Origin of the sequence: Mycobacterium sp. KBS0706, assembly GCF_005938675.2 — a bacterium.
GTDB lineage: Bacteria > Pseudomonadota > Alphaproteobacteria > DSM-16000 > Inquilinaceae > Inquilinus.
Window position 1 is genome coordinate 14,563 of sequence record NZ_VCCH02000041.1, and the last position, 16,480, is coordinate 31,042.

A 16,480-nucleotide genomic window follows, 5' to 3' on the forward strand; every position below is an offset into this window, starting at 1 on the left:
ATGTCCCAGCAGAAAGGAGTTCCCGCCCCTCGCAAGGACATGACGCTTCATGTTGTCCCGAATTCGGAGGTCGCCGGCGCCTCGAGACGCCGCACCTAGCCGCCTCGCTCTCCGGCCGCGCAGCCCGGCTGCCGCCGCGGTCGATACCCCCAGCGTCCAGCCCGCCTCCCCGCAGGCCTCACGCGACGTGCCGCGCGCCGTGGCCCGGGCGCGGATGCGCAAATTCCTGTCCACCTACCGGCCACACCTCCCGCTGCTGGCGGCCGACCTGTTCTGCGCGGTCGTCGTCTCGGCCACGGCGCTGATCCTGCCGCTCGGCGCCAACATCGTCACCAAGCGGCTGATCGGCCTGGGCGACGCCCCCGGGGCGCTCGACGAGGTGTATGTCCTCGGCGCGGCCATGCTCGGCGTGGTGCTGCTGCAGGCGCTCGCCGACCTGTTCGTCGACTATCAGGGCCATGTCATGGGCGCGAAGATGGAAAGCGCCCTGCGCCGCGAGCTGTTCGAGCATCTGCAGAAGCTGTCCTTCGGCTTCTACGACCGCCAGCGCACCGGCCAGTTGATGAGCCGGATCACCAACGACCTGTTCTCCCTCGGCGAGCTCTACCATCACGGGCCCGAGGACCTGGCGATCGCGGTGCTGAAATTCGCCGGGGCGATCGCCATCCTGGCCTGGCTCGACCTGCCGCTGGCCCTGATGATCCTGGCGGTGCTGCCCTTCGCGGTCGCCTATGCGCTGCACTTCAACCGTCGCATGAACCGGGCGCTCCTGCTCAGCCGCGAGCGGATCGCCGCGGTCAATGAGCGGGTGGAGGATTCGCTCGCCGGCATCCGGGTGGTGCAGTCCTTCGCCAACGAGGCGGTCGAGACCCGCCGTTTCGAGGCGCAGAACGCGGCCTTCCTGGACAGCCGCCGCGCCGGCTACCGCAGCGAGGCCTTCTTCTCGATGGGGACGGAGACGTTTCCGCAGCTGATCACGGTGATCATCATCGTCGCCGGCGCGGTCCGGGTCGCGGAGGGACAGCTCGCCGTCGCCGACATGCTGACCTTCCTGCTCTGCGTCGCGGCGCTGGTCGACCCGGTGAAGCGGCTGGCGAACTTCGCCCGGCTCTGGCAGGAGGGCTACACCGGCTTCACCCGGATGATGGAGGTCCTGGAGGTCGAGCCGGACATCCGCGACCGGCCCGGCGCCGTCGACCTGGCCCGGCCGCGCGGCGCGATCGCCTTCCGCGACGTCGGCTTCCGCTACGAGGACGACCGGCCGCTGGTGTTCCGCAACCTGACGCTCGACATCCGCCCGGGGGAGTTCGTCGCCCTGGTCGGCGCCTCGGGCGGCGGCAAGAGCACGCTCTGCGCCCTGATCCCGCGCTTCTACGAGGCGACCGAGGGTCGGATCCTGATCGATGGCACCGACATCCGCGACGTCACCCTGGCCTCGCTGCGGCGGGCGGTCGGGGTGGTACAGCAGGATGTCTACCTGTTCGCCGGCACCGTGGCGGAGAATCTGCGCTATGGCCGGCCGGACGCGACCGAGGCGGAGATCGTCGCCGCGGCCCGGGCGGCCAATGCGCATGATTTCATCATGGCGCTGCCGGACGGCTACGACACCGATGTCGGCCAGCGCGGCGTCAAGCTGTCCGGCGGCCAGAAGCAGCGCCTGACCATTGCCCGGGCCTTCCTGAAGGACCCGGCGGTGTTGATCTTCGACGAGGCCACCAGCGCGCTCGACAACGAGAGCGAGCGGGCGGTGCAGGAAGCGCTCCTCGACCTGGCGCGGGACCGCACCACGCTGGTGATCGCCCACCGGCTGTCGACGGTGCGCCATGCCGACCGGATCCTGGTCCTGACCGACCAGGGCATCGCCGAGCAGGGGACGCATGAGGAGCTGCTGGCCGCCGGCGGCGCCTATGCCGCCCTCTACCGGGTGCAGGCCAGCTTCTAGAAGAGCATCGGGGCGCGACGATGCCGTCGCGCCCCGTTCCGCTGCAGATCGAGCTGCCGCCTGCGCTCAATCGAACGGGCGGAAACCCTGCCGGGCGAGGGAGAGGTCGTGCTCGTCGACCACGCCGTTGCCGTCGACATCCAGATTGGTCGATTCCCAGCCTCCGGTCGGGCCGGTGCCGGGCTTCACCGCCTCGATCCGTTCGGCGAGTTCGACCTCCAGGGCGTCGATGACGCGCTGATCAGTGGTCGGGTCCGCCTTGAGATCCGCGATCCGGTCCTCAAGGGCCCGGATGCCGGTCTCCTGCGGCGTGCCGAAATTGCCCTGCATGGCGCCGACACGGGCGCCGTAGCCCAGCTCCTTGGACAGCGCGACCGAGGTGGAAACCCGGGCGCCGTGATTCCGGAATGTTCCGTCATCGAGTTGACGCGCCCGGCCCGGGCCGCTCACGGCGACGTCGGTGTCGTCGTCGAGACTGGTGTCGGCCGGTGCGCCCGATGCCCGGTCGACGGAGCCTCGATCGGCGCTCTTGCCGCGGGTGTCGCCGGCATCGCTCTTGCCGCCGGAATTCCCACCGGCATTCCCGCCGCCGTTCCCGCCGCCGTTCCCACCGCCGTTACCGCCCCCGTGGCCGCCGCCATTCCCGTCCTTGACGGTGATGAACATCGGGTCCCCGGCCGACGGGCCGGCCAGGGTCCAGGTCGCCGCGGTCGCGCCGGATGCGTAGAGCAGGCCGAGGGCCAGGGCGAAGGGAAGCGTCGTGCGCGAGGAATGGCGCATGGGAATCTCCGGGTTGTGATGCGGGCGGCAGGCCGCCCGGCTCACTACCCAGGACGATCGAGACGCGCGAATATTCCCAATTCGTCCGGCGCGATGGTCACCACAGATACGGCACCAGCCGGGCGGTGGCGCGGCGATAGTCGGCATAGGCCGGGCCGAAGGCCTCGGCCATGAAGCGCTCCTCGATTGCGATCTTGCGCAGGAAGGCGGCGGCCACCAGCGCCAGGGCGACCAGCCCGCTCCAGCGGTCATTGGCGACGACGGTGCCGGTCACGGCCAGCAGCAGGCCGGCGTAGATCGGGTGGCGCACCAGGGTATAGGGACCGTTGCGGACCAGCTCGTGGTCCTGCTTCAGCGTCACCGTGCCGCTCCAGTTGCCGGCCAGGTGGATTCGGGCCCAGACGGCGAAGCCGAGGCCGGCAGCGACCAGCACGGCGCCGATGACGGAGAAGCCGGGTCGATACGGAATAATCGGTGCTTCCAGTGCGGGTCCGGCAATCCCCGGCCGGATGAGCAGCGCCACGGCCAGCACCAGCGGCAGGATGTGGGACAGGCGGGAAGCCGGCGATTCCCGGCGCCGCACCGGCTTGGTGCCGACGGCGGCGACATACCAGTAGACGATCCAGGCCCCCCACAGGCCGTTGATGACGAACGCCATGGAAATCTCCGCGTTCATCGCCTCCCGGCGGCCATTCTAGACCGGTCAGCCCAGCCCGAGCGCTGCGATGCGGCGCCGCAGCGCCTCCAGCCCGTGGTCGCGGATGCCGAGCGCCACCAGATGGTCGAGGGTCGAGCGGAAATACTCCTGGCAGGTGCCGAGCTGGCCGCAGGCCCGGGCCAGCACCTGCGCCGTCTCGTCCTCGCTCAGCCGGCCGGCATAGCGCTGGTGGCCGCGGTTGATGGTGAAGGCGATCGCCCGCACCGGGCCGTCCGGCGTCGCCGCCGTGACCCAGCGCGGGGTGTAGGACGCGGTCACCATCTCGCGCCGCCAGATCAGGTCCAGCTCCTCCTCCACCGCCGCGGCGGCGATGCGGAACACCACGCCGCGGCAGGTGCCGCCCCGGTCGAGGCCCAGCACCAGCCCCGGCCGGTCGGGCGTGCCGCGGCCCAGCGACGTCCACAGGCAGAAGCGGCGGTGCCAGCCATGGATCAGCCCGGTGCGCCGCTCGACGAAATGGAAGGCCGGGTTCCAGATCAGCGAGCCGTAGGCGAACACCCAGACGTCGCCGCCGGCCGCGCCCTCCGCCGCCAGCGTCGCTTGGCGCGAGGCCGCCAGCGCTGCGAAGGACAGCACCTCCGCGGTCGGATCGCCGACGGCGATCATGCGCTGCAGCACGCCGTTCTTCAGCGATTCGCGGGTGATGGCGGTCGGCTCGGCGACCGTCGGCACTTCGCTCACGGCGTCTCCCACCGGCCGGTGTGGGCGGAGCGGAAGACGGCGTCGATCACCTGCATGTTGGCCAGCGTGTTCTCCAGCGGCACCGGCTGCTCGCCGTGCTTCAGGATCGCCTCGGCGAAGGCGGCGGCGGCGACGCCGTACTGGTCGCAGGCCGGGATCTCGATCGGCTTGACGCCGTCCCCGAACAGGCTGGACCCGTCGTCCAGGAACAGGCGGCAGGGCTGGTCGGCCGGCGCGTTGAACGGGATCTCCACCTCGAGCCGCCCCTTGGTGCCCAGGAACTGCATGCGCTGGTAGCCGGGGATCTGGGTCGAGTAGACGAAGCTGGCCTGGATCCCATCATAGTCCAAGAGGACGCTGCCCAGTCGGTCGACCTTGAACACCGGGTCGCGGTCCAGCAGCGACACCACCCGGCGCGGCTCGCGCCCGGTGACGAAGCGTGAGGTGGTGATCGGATAGCAGCCGATGTCCAGCAGCCCGCCGCCGCCGACATCGGCCTTGTTGCGGATGTTGTTGGGGTCGATGTTGCGGTAGGTGAAGGCGCCGGTCACGGCGCGCAGCTCGCCGATCGCGCCCTCCTGCACCAGCTCCCGCACCTTCAGCCATTGCGGGTGGGTACGCACCATGAAGGCTTCCTGGATACGCCGGCCGCTCTTGTCGCGCGCCGCGATCAGCCGGCGCGCCTCCTCGGCGTTCAGCCCGATCGGCTTCTCGCACAGCACATGCTTGCCGGCCTCGACCGCCTTGATCGTCCATTCGACATGCAGGTGGTTCGGCAGCGGGATGTAGACAGCGTCGATCTCCGGGTCGGCCAGCAGCGCCTCGTAGCTGTCATAGGCCACCGGCAGCCCGTATTTCGCTGCCGCGGCCGCGGATTTCTCCGCCGAGCGCGAGGCGATCGCCTTGACCCGGCAGTGCCGGGCCGCGGTCATCGGCGGGACGACCTTGTCGTTGATCTTGGCGGCGCCCAGCACGCCCCAGACGATCGTTCCTTCGGCCACGCCTGTCTCCTCCTGACTGCAAATGCCCGACGTTTTCGCAAATCCAGGCGATCCTAGCGGTTCCGGATGGCGATGGGGAGCGCGCAGAGCGCGATCGTGTCAGGCGGAAAGCAGGTTGCCTTCCGCCTGACACGTGAATCGCGCTCTCACTTATCGACTGAGCCAGCCGGAGGCTGGCTCAGGGCGCGGGCAGGGGATGCGGTTCGGGCGACCCGTCCAGCGCCGGCACCGGCGCCCGGTCGGCAATGGCGCAGATCCGCTGCACCACCGCCGCGCGCGGCGAGGCGACCTCGCCATGCTCATAGGCCACGACCTGCAGCCGCCCGGCCACGGCGTCCAGCAGCTCTCCGGCCTTGAGCAGATAGGCGGCGGTGGACGGCCGGCCGAAGCGCTGGTTGCCCTGGGCGAAGGTCTCGTAGATCAGCACCCCGCCCGAGGCCAGCGCCTCGACGATCGCCGGCAGCAGCGGCCGGTGCAGGTAGTTGGCGACGACGATGCCGGCGAAGCGGCGCCCGGCAAAGGGCCACGGGCCGGCCTCGATGTCCGCGCGCAGGATCTCGACGCCCTCGGCGCCGGTCAGGTCCGCCACCCCCTGCAGATCGATGTCGACGCCGGCCACGGCGTGGCCGCGGTCCCGGAAATGCCGCAGATGGCGGCCGCTGCCGCAAGCGAGGTCCAGCACCGGCGCGGTCCTCGGCACCAGCGGCGCGAAGCGCGCGACCCAGGCGGACACAGGGGGGATATGCGGCATCGGCGGGATTTGAGACGTCATTTTCTTTGCGGCCCGGGACAGACCATCGTATGACAAAAGCGGAGCATGGAATGCGATGATCCTGTACGAATTGCGATGTGAGGGCGGCCACGGCTTCGAGGCGTGGTTCCGCAACAGCGACACCTATGACGCGCAGGTCGCGGCGGGGGAGGTCAACTGCCCGATCTGCGGCAGCGGCTCGGTCGAGAAGGCGCTGATGGCGCCGGCGATCGGCAAGCGGTCATCGGCCAAGCGCTCGCCGGAAGACGGGCACCGCACCCACACCACCATGGCCGAGGCCCGCCGCGAGCTGGAAAGCTTGCGCCGCCGGATCGAGGAAAACTGCGAGTATGTCGGCGACCGTTTCGCCGAGGAAGCGCGCAAGATCCATCATGAGGAATCGGAGCATCGCGACATCTACGGCGAGGCGACCGAGGCCGAGGCGCGCGAGCTGGAGGAAGAAGGAATCGGGGTCGCCCGTATTCCTTGGGTGTCGCGCACCGATTCCTGACCGGCACCGGCCCGAGCGGCCCGCCATCACCACTATGATTTGATCGGCAGGGCGATTCTTCTCGCGGTCCGTGAGTCGTCCCTTGTCACCGCCTTCGCTTACGGGTTAGTGGATTATGGGCCGGTGGTGTGCCCCTGATCCATGGCTCGGAATAATGAATATATGTCTTTTGTCTAACAATTACCGGACCATGTTCTTCGAGAGGATCGGGCGTGGCCTCGAGCGGAAGGGGGTCGGGGTCTTCTGGGTCGCGGCCAGCCGGCGTTGGGCCGATGCGCTGATCAAGCAAGGCTGGCGTCGCGACCGGATCCTCTGCCTCGCCGATTTCAGGGATGAATGGCGCACGGCCCCACCGTCGGACCCGGACGATCCCGGGCTGACCGAGCTGGAGACCGGCGGGCTGGCCGCCAATGAAATCGTCCTGATGGACCGCGAGCTGTGCAAGCGGCCCTATGGCAAGGCCTATCTGGCCGTGGTCGCGCGGGAAATCTCTCGCGTCCTGCGGGCCCACGACATCCGCGCCGCCTTCGGCGAGCAGACCTGGGCCTTCGAGCTGGCCACGGCGCGGCTGTGCAGGGCCCAGGGGCGGGGCTACTTCGTGCCGGCCACGGTGCGGGTGCCGTCCGACCGCTTCGGCTTCTTCACCGACCACAGCCAGACCGGGATCCACGAGGTCCGCAAGCCGGACCGGTCGGACCGCGAGGCCGCCGAGGCCATCGTCGAGGCGCTGCGCAGCCGCGCCTACCGGCCCTATTATTTTCACATCAACAACAAGATCCGGTTCTTCCGCAGCCACTGGCTCGGCGAATCCGTGGTGCAGGCCTTCTCCAAGGCCACCGACGGCGACGAGACCCTGCCGACCCTGGCGCACCGCTCACGCTGGCGCTTCAGCCGCATCGTCAACACCTACCGCGTCCGCTGGCAGAAGCCGTTCCAGCGCGACGGCATCCCGGGGACGCGCCCTTTCGTGCTGGTGACGCTGCACATGCAGCCGGAGGCGTCGATCGACGTCGTCGTCCACCGCAAGGCGAACCAGATCGAGAATATCCGGGCCCTGTCGCGGGTGATCCCGCATGGCTGGGAGATCTACGTCAAGGAGCATTCGAACGCGCTCGGCTTCCGCGCGCCGCGCTTCTATGACGAGTTGCGGGGGGTCCCGGGCGTCCGCCTGATCGATCCCCATGCCGACACCTTCCGGCTGATGGAGGCGGCGCAACTGGTGCTGTCGCCCTCGGGCACCGTCTGCCTCGAGGCCGGTCTGCTCGGCCTCAAGGCCGGGACCTTCGCGTCGATGTACTTCGCCCCGGTGATGTCGCCGGGTACGATCGACCTGTCGGCGTTGACCCGCGCCGGTTTCGAGCGCCTGCTGCAGCAGGACGATCGCGACGGCCGGCCCGAGCCGGTCGCCTTCCTGAGCTGGCTCTACGCCCAGTCCTTCCCCGGCCGGGTGGGCGACCCCGTCCACGACCCGGGCAGCATGACCGAGGAGAATGTGGCGATCGTGGTCGATGGCTTCATGACGCTGCTCAGGGGCGTGGAAGCGCGCCGGCAACCGAATGCGAGTGCGGCATGACCGTCGCCGCCGACCATCATCGCCTCGGCCCCGTACCGAAGGCGGCCGACGCCGCGCCCGACCGCGAGCCTGCCCGTTCGAGCGAAACCATCGCCCAGGAGCTGATCGGCTCGGCCTGGCGCCACAAATTGCTGGTGGCTGTCATAACGCTGGTGGCGATCGGCCTCGGGGTCGGCTGGATCCTGATCTCGCCGAAGCGCTACACCTCGCGGCTCGTCGTCATGCCGACCGAAGCGTCGCAGCAGCTGTCCGACCTGCTGCGCAACGCCGGCGCCTCGGCGATCGCCAATTCCCTCGGCGGCCTGACCGGCACCGAGCAGGTCACCTATTTCGACCGTTTCTCCAAGCAGCTGACCTCGGTGAACACGGCGTCGGCCCTGAAGGACCATGCCGGGCTGATCGAGAGCCTGATGAGCCTGCGCTGGAACGACCAGAAGAAGATCTGGGAAAGCGATTCGTTCCTGACCCCGGTCAAGGCCTATTTCGGCCTCGACACCGATGTCGACACCAGCGCCCAGGCGGTCGCCGAATTCCTGCGCAAGAATGTCAACCAGGAGCAGGACCGCGATTCGCCGATCACCACCCTGTCGCTCGACGCGACCGACGCCGAGGTGGCACGCCAGACCCTGCGCTATCTGCACCAGTACAGCGATGACCGGATCAAGCAGGCGATCTACCAGCAGACTCAGAGCAAGCTCGAATACCTGCAGCGGCGGCTGCAGAGCGTCACCGTCAACGACTATCGGCAGACCCTGATCGGCCTGATCCTGGACCAGGAGAAGATCCTGATGCTGATCCAGCCGAACCTGCCCTTCGCCGCCGAGGCGCTGGAGCCGCCGGAGGTGCTGTCGGAGCCGACCTCGCCGAAGAAGAGCCGCATCCTTGCCCTGGCCATGCTGCTCGGCCTCGCGGTGGGCACCTTCGTCGCCCACCGCATCGACCGCAGGCGGCGCCGGGCCTGAGAGCGGCGGCAGGCTTCGGGATCAGGCGATCTTGCTCAAGGGGCGCGGCTCGGATGCGACGGTCCTCCGCACCAGGTCGCGCAAGCCCTCCTCGAGCGACCATTTCGGAGTCCAGCCGAGCGCCGAGCGGATCTTGCCGGTGTCGGCGGAAAGCGACGGGCGGTCGAATTTCCGGAACTGCTTCTGGTCCTCGACCACCGGCCGGGGGTCGCCGACCAGGCGTCGGATGGTCTCGACCACGTCGCGCACCGGCGTCGGCGCCGCGGAGGCGACGTTGAACACCTCGAACCGCCCGGTGTCCTGGAACAGCGCGGCGATCGCGGCATCGGCGATGTCGGCGACATGGATGAAGTCGCGGGTGGCGCCGAGATAGCCCATGCGGATCTCCGGCTGGGACCGGTCGCGCATCCGGCTCAGGGCGTCGGGGATCAGATGCGGGTTGGTCTCGCCCGGGCCGAAGGCGTTGGCGAAGCGCAGGGCCACGCCGGACAGCCGGTCGCTGGTGCGGGTGGCGTAGGCCAGCAGGGTCTCGCCCAGCAGCTTCGACAGGCCGTAGGCGTTGACCGGGGCGGGCTGGTCGGTCTCGCGATGGACCCGGTCTTCCGCGGCGTAGACATCCATGGTCGAGGCGAAGACGACCTTGCGCGCCGGGGTCCGCTCCAGCGCCCGCAGCACCAGCTCGGTGCCTCGGACATTGGTTGCGAAGGTCTCGTCCGGATGGCTCATGCAATAGGGGATGAAGTGGATCGCGGCGAAATGGATGGCGCCGTCCGGCTGGAACCCCTCGACCGCCTCCATGAGCTCGGTGCTGCTGCATGCGGCGAGGTCGAGGCGCTTGAGCACCGCCTCCTCGGGCAGCGAGCTCTCCCGGCCGAAGGACAGATTGTCGACGGCCAGGATCTCGTGGCCGTCGCGCGCCAGGCGCCGGGTGATCTGGCTGCCGATGAATCCGGCCGCGCCCGTGATCAGAATGCGCATGAATCCTGAACCTTCACGTTTGAAATTCCGCCCACGGCCCGGGCCTCGAGCTGTTCCGCGAGCGCCTGCCAATCCAGCTCGTCGGCGCGGCTCAGGCCGCGCCATGACAGCTCCTCCCATCGGTCGGCGGCGGTGATCAGCCCGCCGGTGAAGGCTTCCATCTCCGGCTCGGTGACGATGCCGCAGCCGTAATGGTCGACGACGTCGCCGGTGCCGTTCTCCGCGAAGCGCGCGGTCACCGTCGGCAGGCCGCTGGCCATGGCCTCGGCGACGATGCGGGGAAAGCCCTCGCGCCGGCTCGGGATCGCCAGCAGCCTGGCCCCTCCCAGCAGGTCGATCTTCTGCTGCTCGCTGACCGGGCCCAGGATCCGGATCTGCCCCGCGGCCGGCGAGGCCGCCGCATGGGCGCGCAGCGCCGGCAGCGCCGGACCGTCCCCGGCGATCACCAGCTCGTCGTCGCCCAGCGACCCGGCCCGGTTGTGGCCGGCCGCCTTCAGCCGGGCGAAGGCGTCGATCAGGAAGGTCAGGTTCTTGTGCGCCGTGATGCGGCCGAGATACAGGATGTCGCGGCGCTCCGCGGCCGGCAGGCTGCGATAAGCTGACCGGCGGATGCCGCTCGGCAGGTAGAACACCGGCCGGCCCGATGCGGCGCCGATGCGGTCGCACACCGCCGGGCCGACGCCCATGTTCTGCCCGCTCAGGCGGGGCAGCATCCATTGCATGAAACGGTAGAAGCGGGCCTCGCGCACCTCGCACCAGTCGAGCACGGCGCCCTGCCGGGCGCGGCGCGGCGCGAGGGCGATATGGGCCAGGGGCCATTGGTTGAACAGGCTGAGGTCGAAGCTGCGCGCCTTCAGCACGCCGCGCACCCAGGTTGCATATTTTAGTATGGTTACCGGATTCCGAGGTAATAGGCGGGATTGCGGCCGTTGATAGTGCTCGTCCACGGGAAAGCGGTGGACCTCGACGCCGCTCAGGGTTTCCTGTTTCAGCAAATCGCGCCTATGCGCGATGCAATATACCGAGACGCTGTGGCCGCGCTCTCGAAACACTTGCGCGAGTTCGGCAAAGCGAATTTCCTGCCCGCCAATGCTCGGAGGATACAACTCGGTAAAAATCCCGATATTCATCCCAACTCACCAGCAGGTGCGCATAAAATATCATGCGCTAATGTTGTCGCAACCGTTAACGAGAATTAGATAGCACGGTCGGACCGCCGGCAAGAACAAATTCTACCGCAAACCGCCTGGCGGACCGGCCTTCAGCCCGCATCCGGCGTGGCTTCGGACCGGCGCGGCCAGGCGTCGAGCCAGAGCTGCTCGGCCAGAGCCTCACGGAAATTATGCTGCGGGGCATAGCCGATCGCCTGCCGCGCCGCGTCGATCGACGTGACGCGGTCGATCGTGGCCGGCAGTCGCCAGCCGAGCTGCCGGTAGGCGCCCTCGACGAAGGGGTGCTGCCGGCGCAGCGCCGGCAGCGGGTCCCGGCGCAGCCGCCCGCAATCCTCCGCCGTGAACGGGCTGGCGGCGGCGATGTTCAGCACCCGGGCGCCGCCACCCGGCCATTCCGCCGCCAGGATATGCGCCGCCGCGACATCCCGCGGGTCGACGCCGCGATACAGCCGGTCGTTCACCGTCTCGTTCGGCGGCGCCGGGAAGAACCGGCCGCAGCGCAGGATCAGGCAGCCGTCGGGGAACGACCCGGCGGCCGCCAGGACCAGAGCCTCGGCGGCGCGCTTGCTCTCCTCATACGGCGTCTCCGGCATCGCCGGCAGGTCCTCGGTCACCCAGACCGCGGCGTCGGCGGACCGGATCGCGCCGCCGTAGAGCGCGGTGGTGCTGGTCAGCACCAGCCGGCGCACCCCGGCCTCGCGCGCGGCCGCGATCACCGCCTCGGTGCCGCCGACATTGATCCGCTGGAACTCCCCGGCCACGGACGGCGCTGCCGGGCCGCCGTTCAGTCCGGCGGTGTGGATCACCGCCCGGGCGCCGCGGAAGGCCCGGCGCAGGGTGACGCCGTCCAGGATGTCGGCGCGATGAGTCACGGTCGGCGCCTCGACCCGGTCGACCCCGGCCACCGGCCCGCCGCACAGCAGCGATGCGGCGATGCGGGAGCCGAGATAGCCGGCGCTGCCGGTGACGACGATCATCCCGGCCTGGCCGCCGCCAGGATGTAGTTGACCCCCAGTCGGTGCGGCGCCAGCCGCCAGCCGCCGCGTGGGTCCGGCAGCATGCCGGCGATGTCCCCGACCTCCAGCCCGGCCCGGCGCAGCGCCGCCGCCAGCTCGTGCGGCTTCAGGAATTTGCGCCATTCATGGGTGCCGCGAGGGATGATCCGCAGCAGGTGCTCGGCGCCGAGGATGGCGACGGCCCAGCTCCTCCGGGTGCGGTTCAGGGTCGACATCACCAGCGTGCCGCCCGGCTGCAGCAGCGCCGCCAGAGCGCCGCAGAAGGCGTCGACATCGGCCACATGCTCGACGATCTCCAGCGCCAGCACCGCATCGAAGCGCGCGCCGGAGGCGGCGAGGTCCTCGGCGCTGCTGCAGCGGTAATCGATGGCCAGGCCCGATTCCGCCGCATGAGCGCGGGCGATGCCGATCGCCTCGGCCCCGGCATCGACCCCGGTGACCGCGGCGCCCAGCCGGGCCATCGGCTCGGACAGCAGGCCGCCGCCGCAGCCGATGTCGAGGATGCTGAGGCCGGACAGCGGCTTCGGCGCCAGCGGGTCGCGGCCCAGCCGGGCGCAGATCCGGTCGCGGATATAGCCGATGCGCAGCGGATTCATCCGGTGCAGCGGGCGGAACTTGCCGTCCGGGTCCCACCAGTCCGCCGCCATCGATTCGAAGCGGGCGATCTCGGCGGAATCGATCGTCGCCGCCGGGCTTTGCGCCATGAAGAAGGGTCCTCGTCTTTCGGTTGTGCCAAACCTCGGGCCGCGCGAGCGCCACGCAGCACGGGGGACGTTGCGTCGGTCTCGGCGACGCAGTATGGGTAGCGGGCCTCGTGGCCGCAATGCTGGCATTCCGGCCCGGGGCGCCCCTGTCACCACAAACCCGCGGCGGCCGATGGCGCGCATTGTTCAGAAGTTTGGCGGCACGTCGGTCGCCGATGTCGAGCGGATCAAGAACGTCGCCCGTCGGGTGCAGGCGGAGGTCGCGCGCGGCAACCAGGTCTCGGTCGTGGTGTCGGCGATGACCGGCGTCACCAACCAGCTGGTGAAGTACTGCAACGACATCGCGCCGCTGCATGATCCGCGCGAATACGATGCCGTGGTCGCCTCGGGCGAGCAGGTCACCTCCGGCCTCCTGGCGCTGGCGCTGCAGGAGATCGGCCTGCCGGCGCGGTCGTTCCAGGGCTGGCAGGTCGCGGTGCACACCGACGGCGCGCATGCCAAGGCCCGCATCCTCGACATCGACGCGGAGCAGCTCGAGGCGTCGCTGGCGCGCGGCGAGGTCGCGGTGGTGGCCGGCTTCCAGGGCGTGGCCGAATCCGGCCGCATCACCACGCTCGGCCGCGGCGGGTCCGACACCTCGGCGGTGGCGCTGGCCGCCGCGCTGAAGGCGGATCGCTGCGACATCTACACCGATGTCGACGGCGTCTATACCTGCGATCCGCGGATCGTGCGCAAGGCACGGAAGCTCGATAAGATCACTTACGAAGAGATGCTGGAGATGGCGTCGCTCGGCGCCAAGGTGCTGCAGACCCGCTCGGTCGAGATGGCGATGAACCATCGGGTCCGGGTCCAGGTGCTGTCCAGCTTCGAAGATGTGCCGGGAACCCTGGTGGTGGACGAGGACGAGATCGTGGAGAAAGAGGTCGTCAGCGGGATCGCGTACAGCCGGGACGAGGCGAAGATCACCGTGGTCCGCGTCCCGGACCGGCCGGGCGTGGCGGCGGCGATCTTCGGGCCGCTGACCGATGCCAACATCAATGTCGACATGATCGTCCAGAACATCTCCGAGGACGGCCAGGCGACGGATCTCACCTTCACCGTCGGCAAGGCGGATCTGGAGCGTGCGGTCAAGGTGCTGTCCCAGCACAAGGACTCACTGGGCTACAGCCACCTGATCCCGGACGAGAACGTGGTCAAGATCTCGGTCATCGGCGTCGGCATGCGCAGCCATGCCGGCGTGGCCCAGCGCATGTTCAAGGCGCTGGCCGAGAACGGCATCAACATCCAGGTGATCTCGACTTCGGAGATCAAGATCAGCGTCCTGGTGGCCGAGCAATACACCGAGCTGGCGGTCCGCGCGCTGCACACCGCCTACGGCCTGGACAAGGCCTGATGGAGCGGGCCTGATGACCCGGCCGGCGGGCGGGCCCGCCCCGGGCATCGGGCCGTCGCGTCGCCTCCTCGCCCGCCTGCGCGACGTCATGGCGGGGTCGGGGACCGCGCAGTCGCGCCTCGACAAGATCGTCACCCTGATCGCCGCCGAGGTGGTGGCCGAGGTCTGCTCCTGCTACGTCGCCCGTCCCGGCGACGTGCTGGAGCTGTTCTCCACCATCGGCCTCAACCCCGACGCGGTGCACCGCACCCGGCTGCGGGTCGGCGAAGGCCTGGTCGGCGAGATCGCGGCGACGGCGCGGCCGGTGGCCATTGCCAACGCGCCGACCCATCCGAAATTCGCCTATCGCCCGGAGACTGGCGAAGACCCCTACGAATCGCTGATGGGCGTGCCGATCCTGCGCGGCGGCAAGGTGCGCGGCGTGCTGGTCATCCAGAACCAGATGAAGCGCAACTACTCCGAGGACGAGGTCGAGACGCTCGAGACCATCGCCATGGTGGTGGCCGAGCTGATCGTCGGCGGCGAGATCGCGCGGCCGGGCGAGGTGGCCAGCCCGACCGCCGTGTCGCTGCCGGCCCGGCTGCATGGCGTCGCCCTCAGCGGCGGCCTGGCCCAGGGGCTGGCGGTGCTGCACCGGACCCAGATCACCGTTCGCCAGATGGTCGCCGACGACCCGGTGGTGGAGGCGGAGCGCTTCCGCGACGCGGTCGAGCACATGCACCGCTCGATCGACGACCTGGTGGCGGACCACCGGGCCGGCGGCATCGGCGAGGGCGGCGAGATCCTCGAGACATACCGCATGTTCGCCGAGGACCGCGGCTGGCTCAGCCGGATCCACGAGGCGATCGACACCGGCCTGTCGGCCGAGGCCGCGGTGCAGCGCGTCCAGAACGACATGGCGGCGCGCATGGCCCGGGTCACCGACCCCTATCTGCGCGAGCGCCTGGTCGATTTCGACGACCTCGCCAACCGCCTGCTGCTGCACCTCGCCGGCCGCACCTCGGCCGCGGCGCTGGGCACCCTGCCCGACGACATGGTGCTGGTGGCGCGCGCCATCGGCCCGGCCGAGCTGCTCGACTACGACCGGCGTAAGCTGCGCGGCCTGGTGCTGGAGGAGGGGTCGGCGACCAGCCATGTCGCGATCATCGCCCGCGCCCTCGACATCCCGGTGGTCGGCCGCTGCGTCGAGGCGATGCGGCTGATCGAGCCGCTCGACCCGATCGTGGTCGACGGCGACCACGGCAACGTCTTCGTCCGCCCGTCCGAGGACGTGATCGACACCATCACCAAGGCGATCCAGGTCCAGGCCGGACAGCGCAAGGTCTATGCCGAGGAGGCCCGGCTGCCGGCGGTGACGCGCGACGGCACCGCCGTGTCGCTGATGCTGAACGCCGGCCTGCTCTCCGACATGCCGCATCTCGACGCGGTCGGCGCCGACGGCATCGGCCTCTACCGCACCGAGATCCCGTTCATGGTGCGGTCGGAATATCCCAGCGTCGCCACCCAGACCGACCTCTACGCCCGGGTCATCGACCTGGCCGAGGGCCGGCCGGTGGTGTTCCGCACCCTCGATGTCGGCGGCGACAAGCGGCTGCCCTACTTCGCCGAGATCGACGAGGACAACCCGGCCCTCGGCTGGCGCGCCATCCGCATCGGCCTCGACCGGCCGGCGATGCTGCGCCAGCAGCTGCGGGCCCTGGTTCAGGGCGCCGCCGGGCGGCCTTTCGGGGTGATGTTCCCGATGGTGTCCGAGGTCACCGAGCTGGACGCCGCCCGGGCGCTGTTCGACCGCGAGGTGGCGCGCGCCGTGGCCCTGGGCGCGCCGGTGTCGGACGAGATCCGCGTCGGGGTGATGCTCGAGGTGCCGTCGCTGCTGTGGCAGCTCGACCAGGTGCTGCGCACCGCCGATTTCGTCTCCGTCGGCTCGAACGACCTGATGCAGTACCTCTATGCCGCCGACCGCACCAACACCCGGGTGGCGCAGCGCTTCGACACGCTGTCGCCCGGGCTGGTCGCGGCCCTGGCCGAGGTGGTGGCCCGCAGCGATGCCGCCGGCCGCCGAATCAGCCTGTGCGGCGAGATGGCGTCGCGGCCGATTGAGGCGATGACTCTTCTCGGGCTGGGATTTCGCACCTTGTCGATGCCGGCCACGGCGATCGGCGCCGTCAGGACTATGGTCCGCAGCCTGGATCTAGGCCATTTCTCGCGCTGGTTGTCTCAGGTCCGCGCCAATGCTCGCGGCTCGCTGCGTCCCGCCATCCGCGCCTATGCTCGCGATCATGACGTCGCGATATAGTG

General features: G+C 69.7%; 15 protein-coding genes. 6 read left to right on the forward strand and 9 right to left on the reverse strand.

Annotated elements, in window-relative coordinates:
• The first annotated feature begins 187 nt into the window (after positions 1-187).
• Entirely contained in the window at positions 188-1,942 is a 1,755-nt protein-coding gene (locus FFK22_RS21785) for an ABC transporter ATP-binding protein (RefSeq protein ID WP_221938762.1), read from the forward strand.
• Positions 1,943-2,008: 66 nt separating this feature from the next.
• Here FFK22_RS21785 and FFK22_RS21790 read toward each other — a convergent pair whose 3' ends face one another.
• The 5 genes from FFK22_RS21790 to FFK22_RS21810 form a co-directional block, all read right to left on the reverse strand.
• A complete protein-coding gene (locus FFK22_RS21790; protein WP_138888788.1) occupies positions 2,009-2,722 on the reverse strand; it encodes a hypothetical protein in 714 nt (237 codons plus the stop codon).
• A 97-nt stretch (positions 2,723-2,819) separates the two neighbouring features.
• A complete protein-coding gene (locus FFK22_RS21795; protein ID WP_186002578.1) occupies positions 2,820-3,380 on the reverse strand; it encodes an isoprenylcysteine carboxylmethyltransferase family protein in 561 nt (186 codons plus the stop codon).
• A 45-nt stretch (positions 3,381-3,425) separates the two neighbouring features.
• Positions 3,426-4,121: a gamma-glutamylcyclotransferase gene (locus FFK22_RS21800; RefSeq protein WP_221938763.1), complete on the reverse strand. Its 696-nt coding sequence runs from the start codon at positions 4,119-4,121 to the stop codon at positions 3,426-3,428.
• The gene (locus FFK22_RS21805; protein WP_138888790.1) at positions 4,118-5,122 is read right to left on the reverse strand and encodes a Gfo/Idh/MocA family protein; all 1,005 of its coding nucleotides are present in this window, start codon (positions 5,120-5,122) and stop codon (positions 4,118-4,120) included. The genes FFK22_RS21800 and FFK22_RS21805 overlap by 4 nt, the downstream gene beginning before the upstream one ends.
• A gap of 178 nt (positions 5,123-5,300) precedes the next feature.
• Positions 5,301-5,855, reverse strand: a complete 555-nt coding sequence (locus FFK22_RS21810; protein WP_221938764.1) for a bifunctional 2-polyprenyl-6-hydroxyphenol methylase/3-demethylubiquinol 3-O-methyltransferase UbiG — start codon at positions 5,853-5,855, stop codon at positions 5,301-5,303.
• A gap of 94 nt (positions 5,856-5,949) precedes the next feature.
• Between FFK22_RS21810 and FFK22_RS21815 the strand changes: the two genes are divergently transcribed.
• From FFK22_RS21815 to FFK22_RS21825, 3 genes are all read left to right on the forward strand, one after another.
• On the forward strand, positions 5,950-6,384 hold the full coding sequence (locus FFK22_RS21815) for a DUF1178 family protein (RefSeq protein WP_138888792.1): 435 nt from the start codon (positions 5,950-5,952) through the stop codon (positions 6,382-6,384).
• A 190-nt stretch (positions 6,385-6,574) separates the two neighbouring features.
• Positions 6,575-7,957 (forward strand): UDP-N-acetyl glucosamine 2-epimerase, encoded by a 1,383-nt coding sequence (locus FFK22_RS21820; protein ID WP_138888793.1) that lies wholly within the window; start codon positions 6,575-6,577, stop codon positions 7,955-7,957.
• Positions 7,954-8,919, forward strand: a complete 966-nt coding sequence (locus FFK22_RS21825) for a Wzz/FepE/Etk N-terminal domain-containing protein (protein ID WP_138888794.1) — start codon at positions 7,954-7,956, stop codon at positions 8,917-8,919. Before FFK22_RS21820 ends, FFK22_RS21825 begins: the two co-directional genes overlap by 4 nt.
• A gap of 21 nt (positions 8,920-8,940) precedes the next feature.
• Here FFK22_RS21825 and FFK22_RS21830 read toward each other — a convergent pair whose 3' ends face one another.
• The 4 genes from FFK22_RS21830 to ubiG all read right to left on the reverse strand — a co-directional run bounded on the left by FFK22_RS21830 (position 8,941) and on the right by ubiG (position 12,789).
• The gene (locus tag FFK22_RS21830; RefSeq protein ID WP_186002579.1) at positions 8,941-9,897 is read right to left on the reverse strand and encodes an NAD(P)-dependent oxidoreductase; all 957 of its coding nucleotides are present in this window, start codon (positions 9,895-9,897) and stop codon (positions 8,941-8,943) included.
• Positions 9,885-11,027 carry a glycosyltransferase family 4 protein gene (locus FFK22_RS21835; protein ID WP_138888796.1) on the reverse strand — a complete coding sequence of 381 codons (1,143 nt, stop codon included), beginning with the start codon at positions 11,025-11,027 and terminating at the stop codon, positions 9,885-9,887. The genes FFK22_RS21830 and FFK22_RS21835 overlap by 13 nt, the downstream gene beginning before the upstream one ends.
• Positions 11,028-11,158: 131 nt before the next feature.
• Complete coding sequence (locus FFK22_RS21840; RefSeq protein WP_138888797.1) at positions 11,159-12,046, reverse strand: NAD(P)-dependent oxidoreductase; 888 nt, start codon at positions 12,044-12,046, stop codon at positions 11,159-11,161.
• Positions 12,043-12,789 (reverse strand): bifunctional 2-polyprenyl-6-hydroxyphenol methylase/3-demethylubiquinol 3-O-methyltransferase UbiG, encoded by a 747-nt coding sequence (ubiG, locus tag FFK22_RS21845; RefSeq protein ID WP_138888798.1) that lies wholly within the window; start codon positions 12,787-12,789, stop codon positions 12,043-12,045. The genes FFK22_RS21840 and ubiG overlap by 4 nt, the downstream gene beginning before the upstream one ends.
• Positions 12,790-12,961: 172 nt before the next feature.
• Here ubiG and FFK22_RS21850 point away from each other — a divergent pair, with 172 nt between their 5' ends.
• Together FFK22_RS21850 and ptsP are read left to right on the forward strand one after the other, a co-directional pair.
• Positions 12,962-14,182, forward strand: coding sequence for an aspartate kinase (locus tag FFK22_RS21850; RefSeq protein ID WP_138888799.1), 1,221 nt, complete (start codon positions 12,962-12,964; stop codon positions 14,180-14,182).
• Positions 14,183-14,195: 13 nt separating this feature from the next.
• Positions 14,196-16,478: a phosphoenolpyruvate--protein phosphotransferase gene (ptsP, locus tag FFK22_RS21855; protein ID WP_221938765.1), complete on the forward strand. Its 2,283-nt coding sequence runs from the start codon at positions 14,196-14,198 to the stop codon at positions 16,476-16,478.
• The last annotated feature ends 2 nt before the right edge of the window (positions 16,479-16,480 follow it).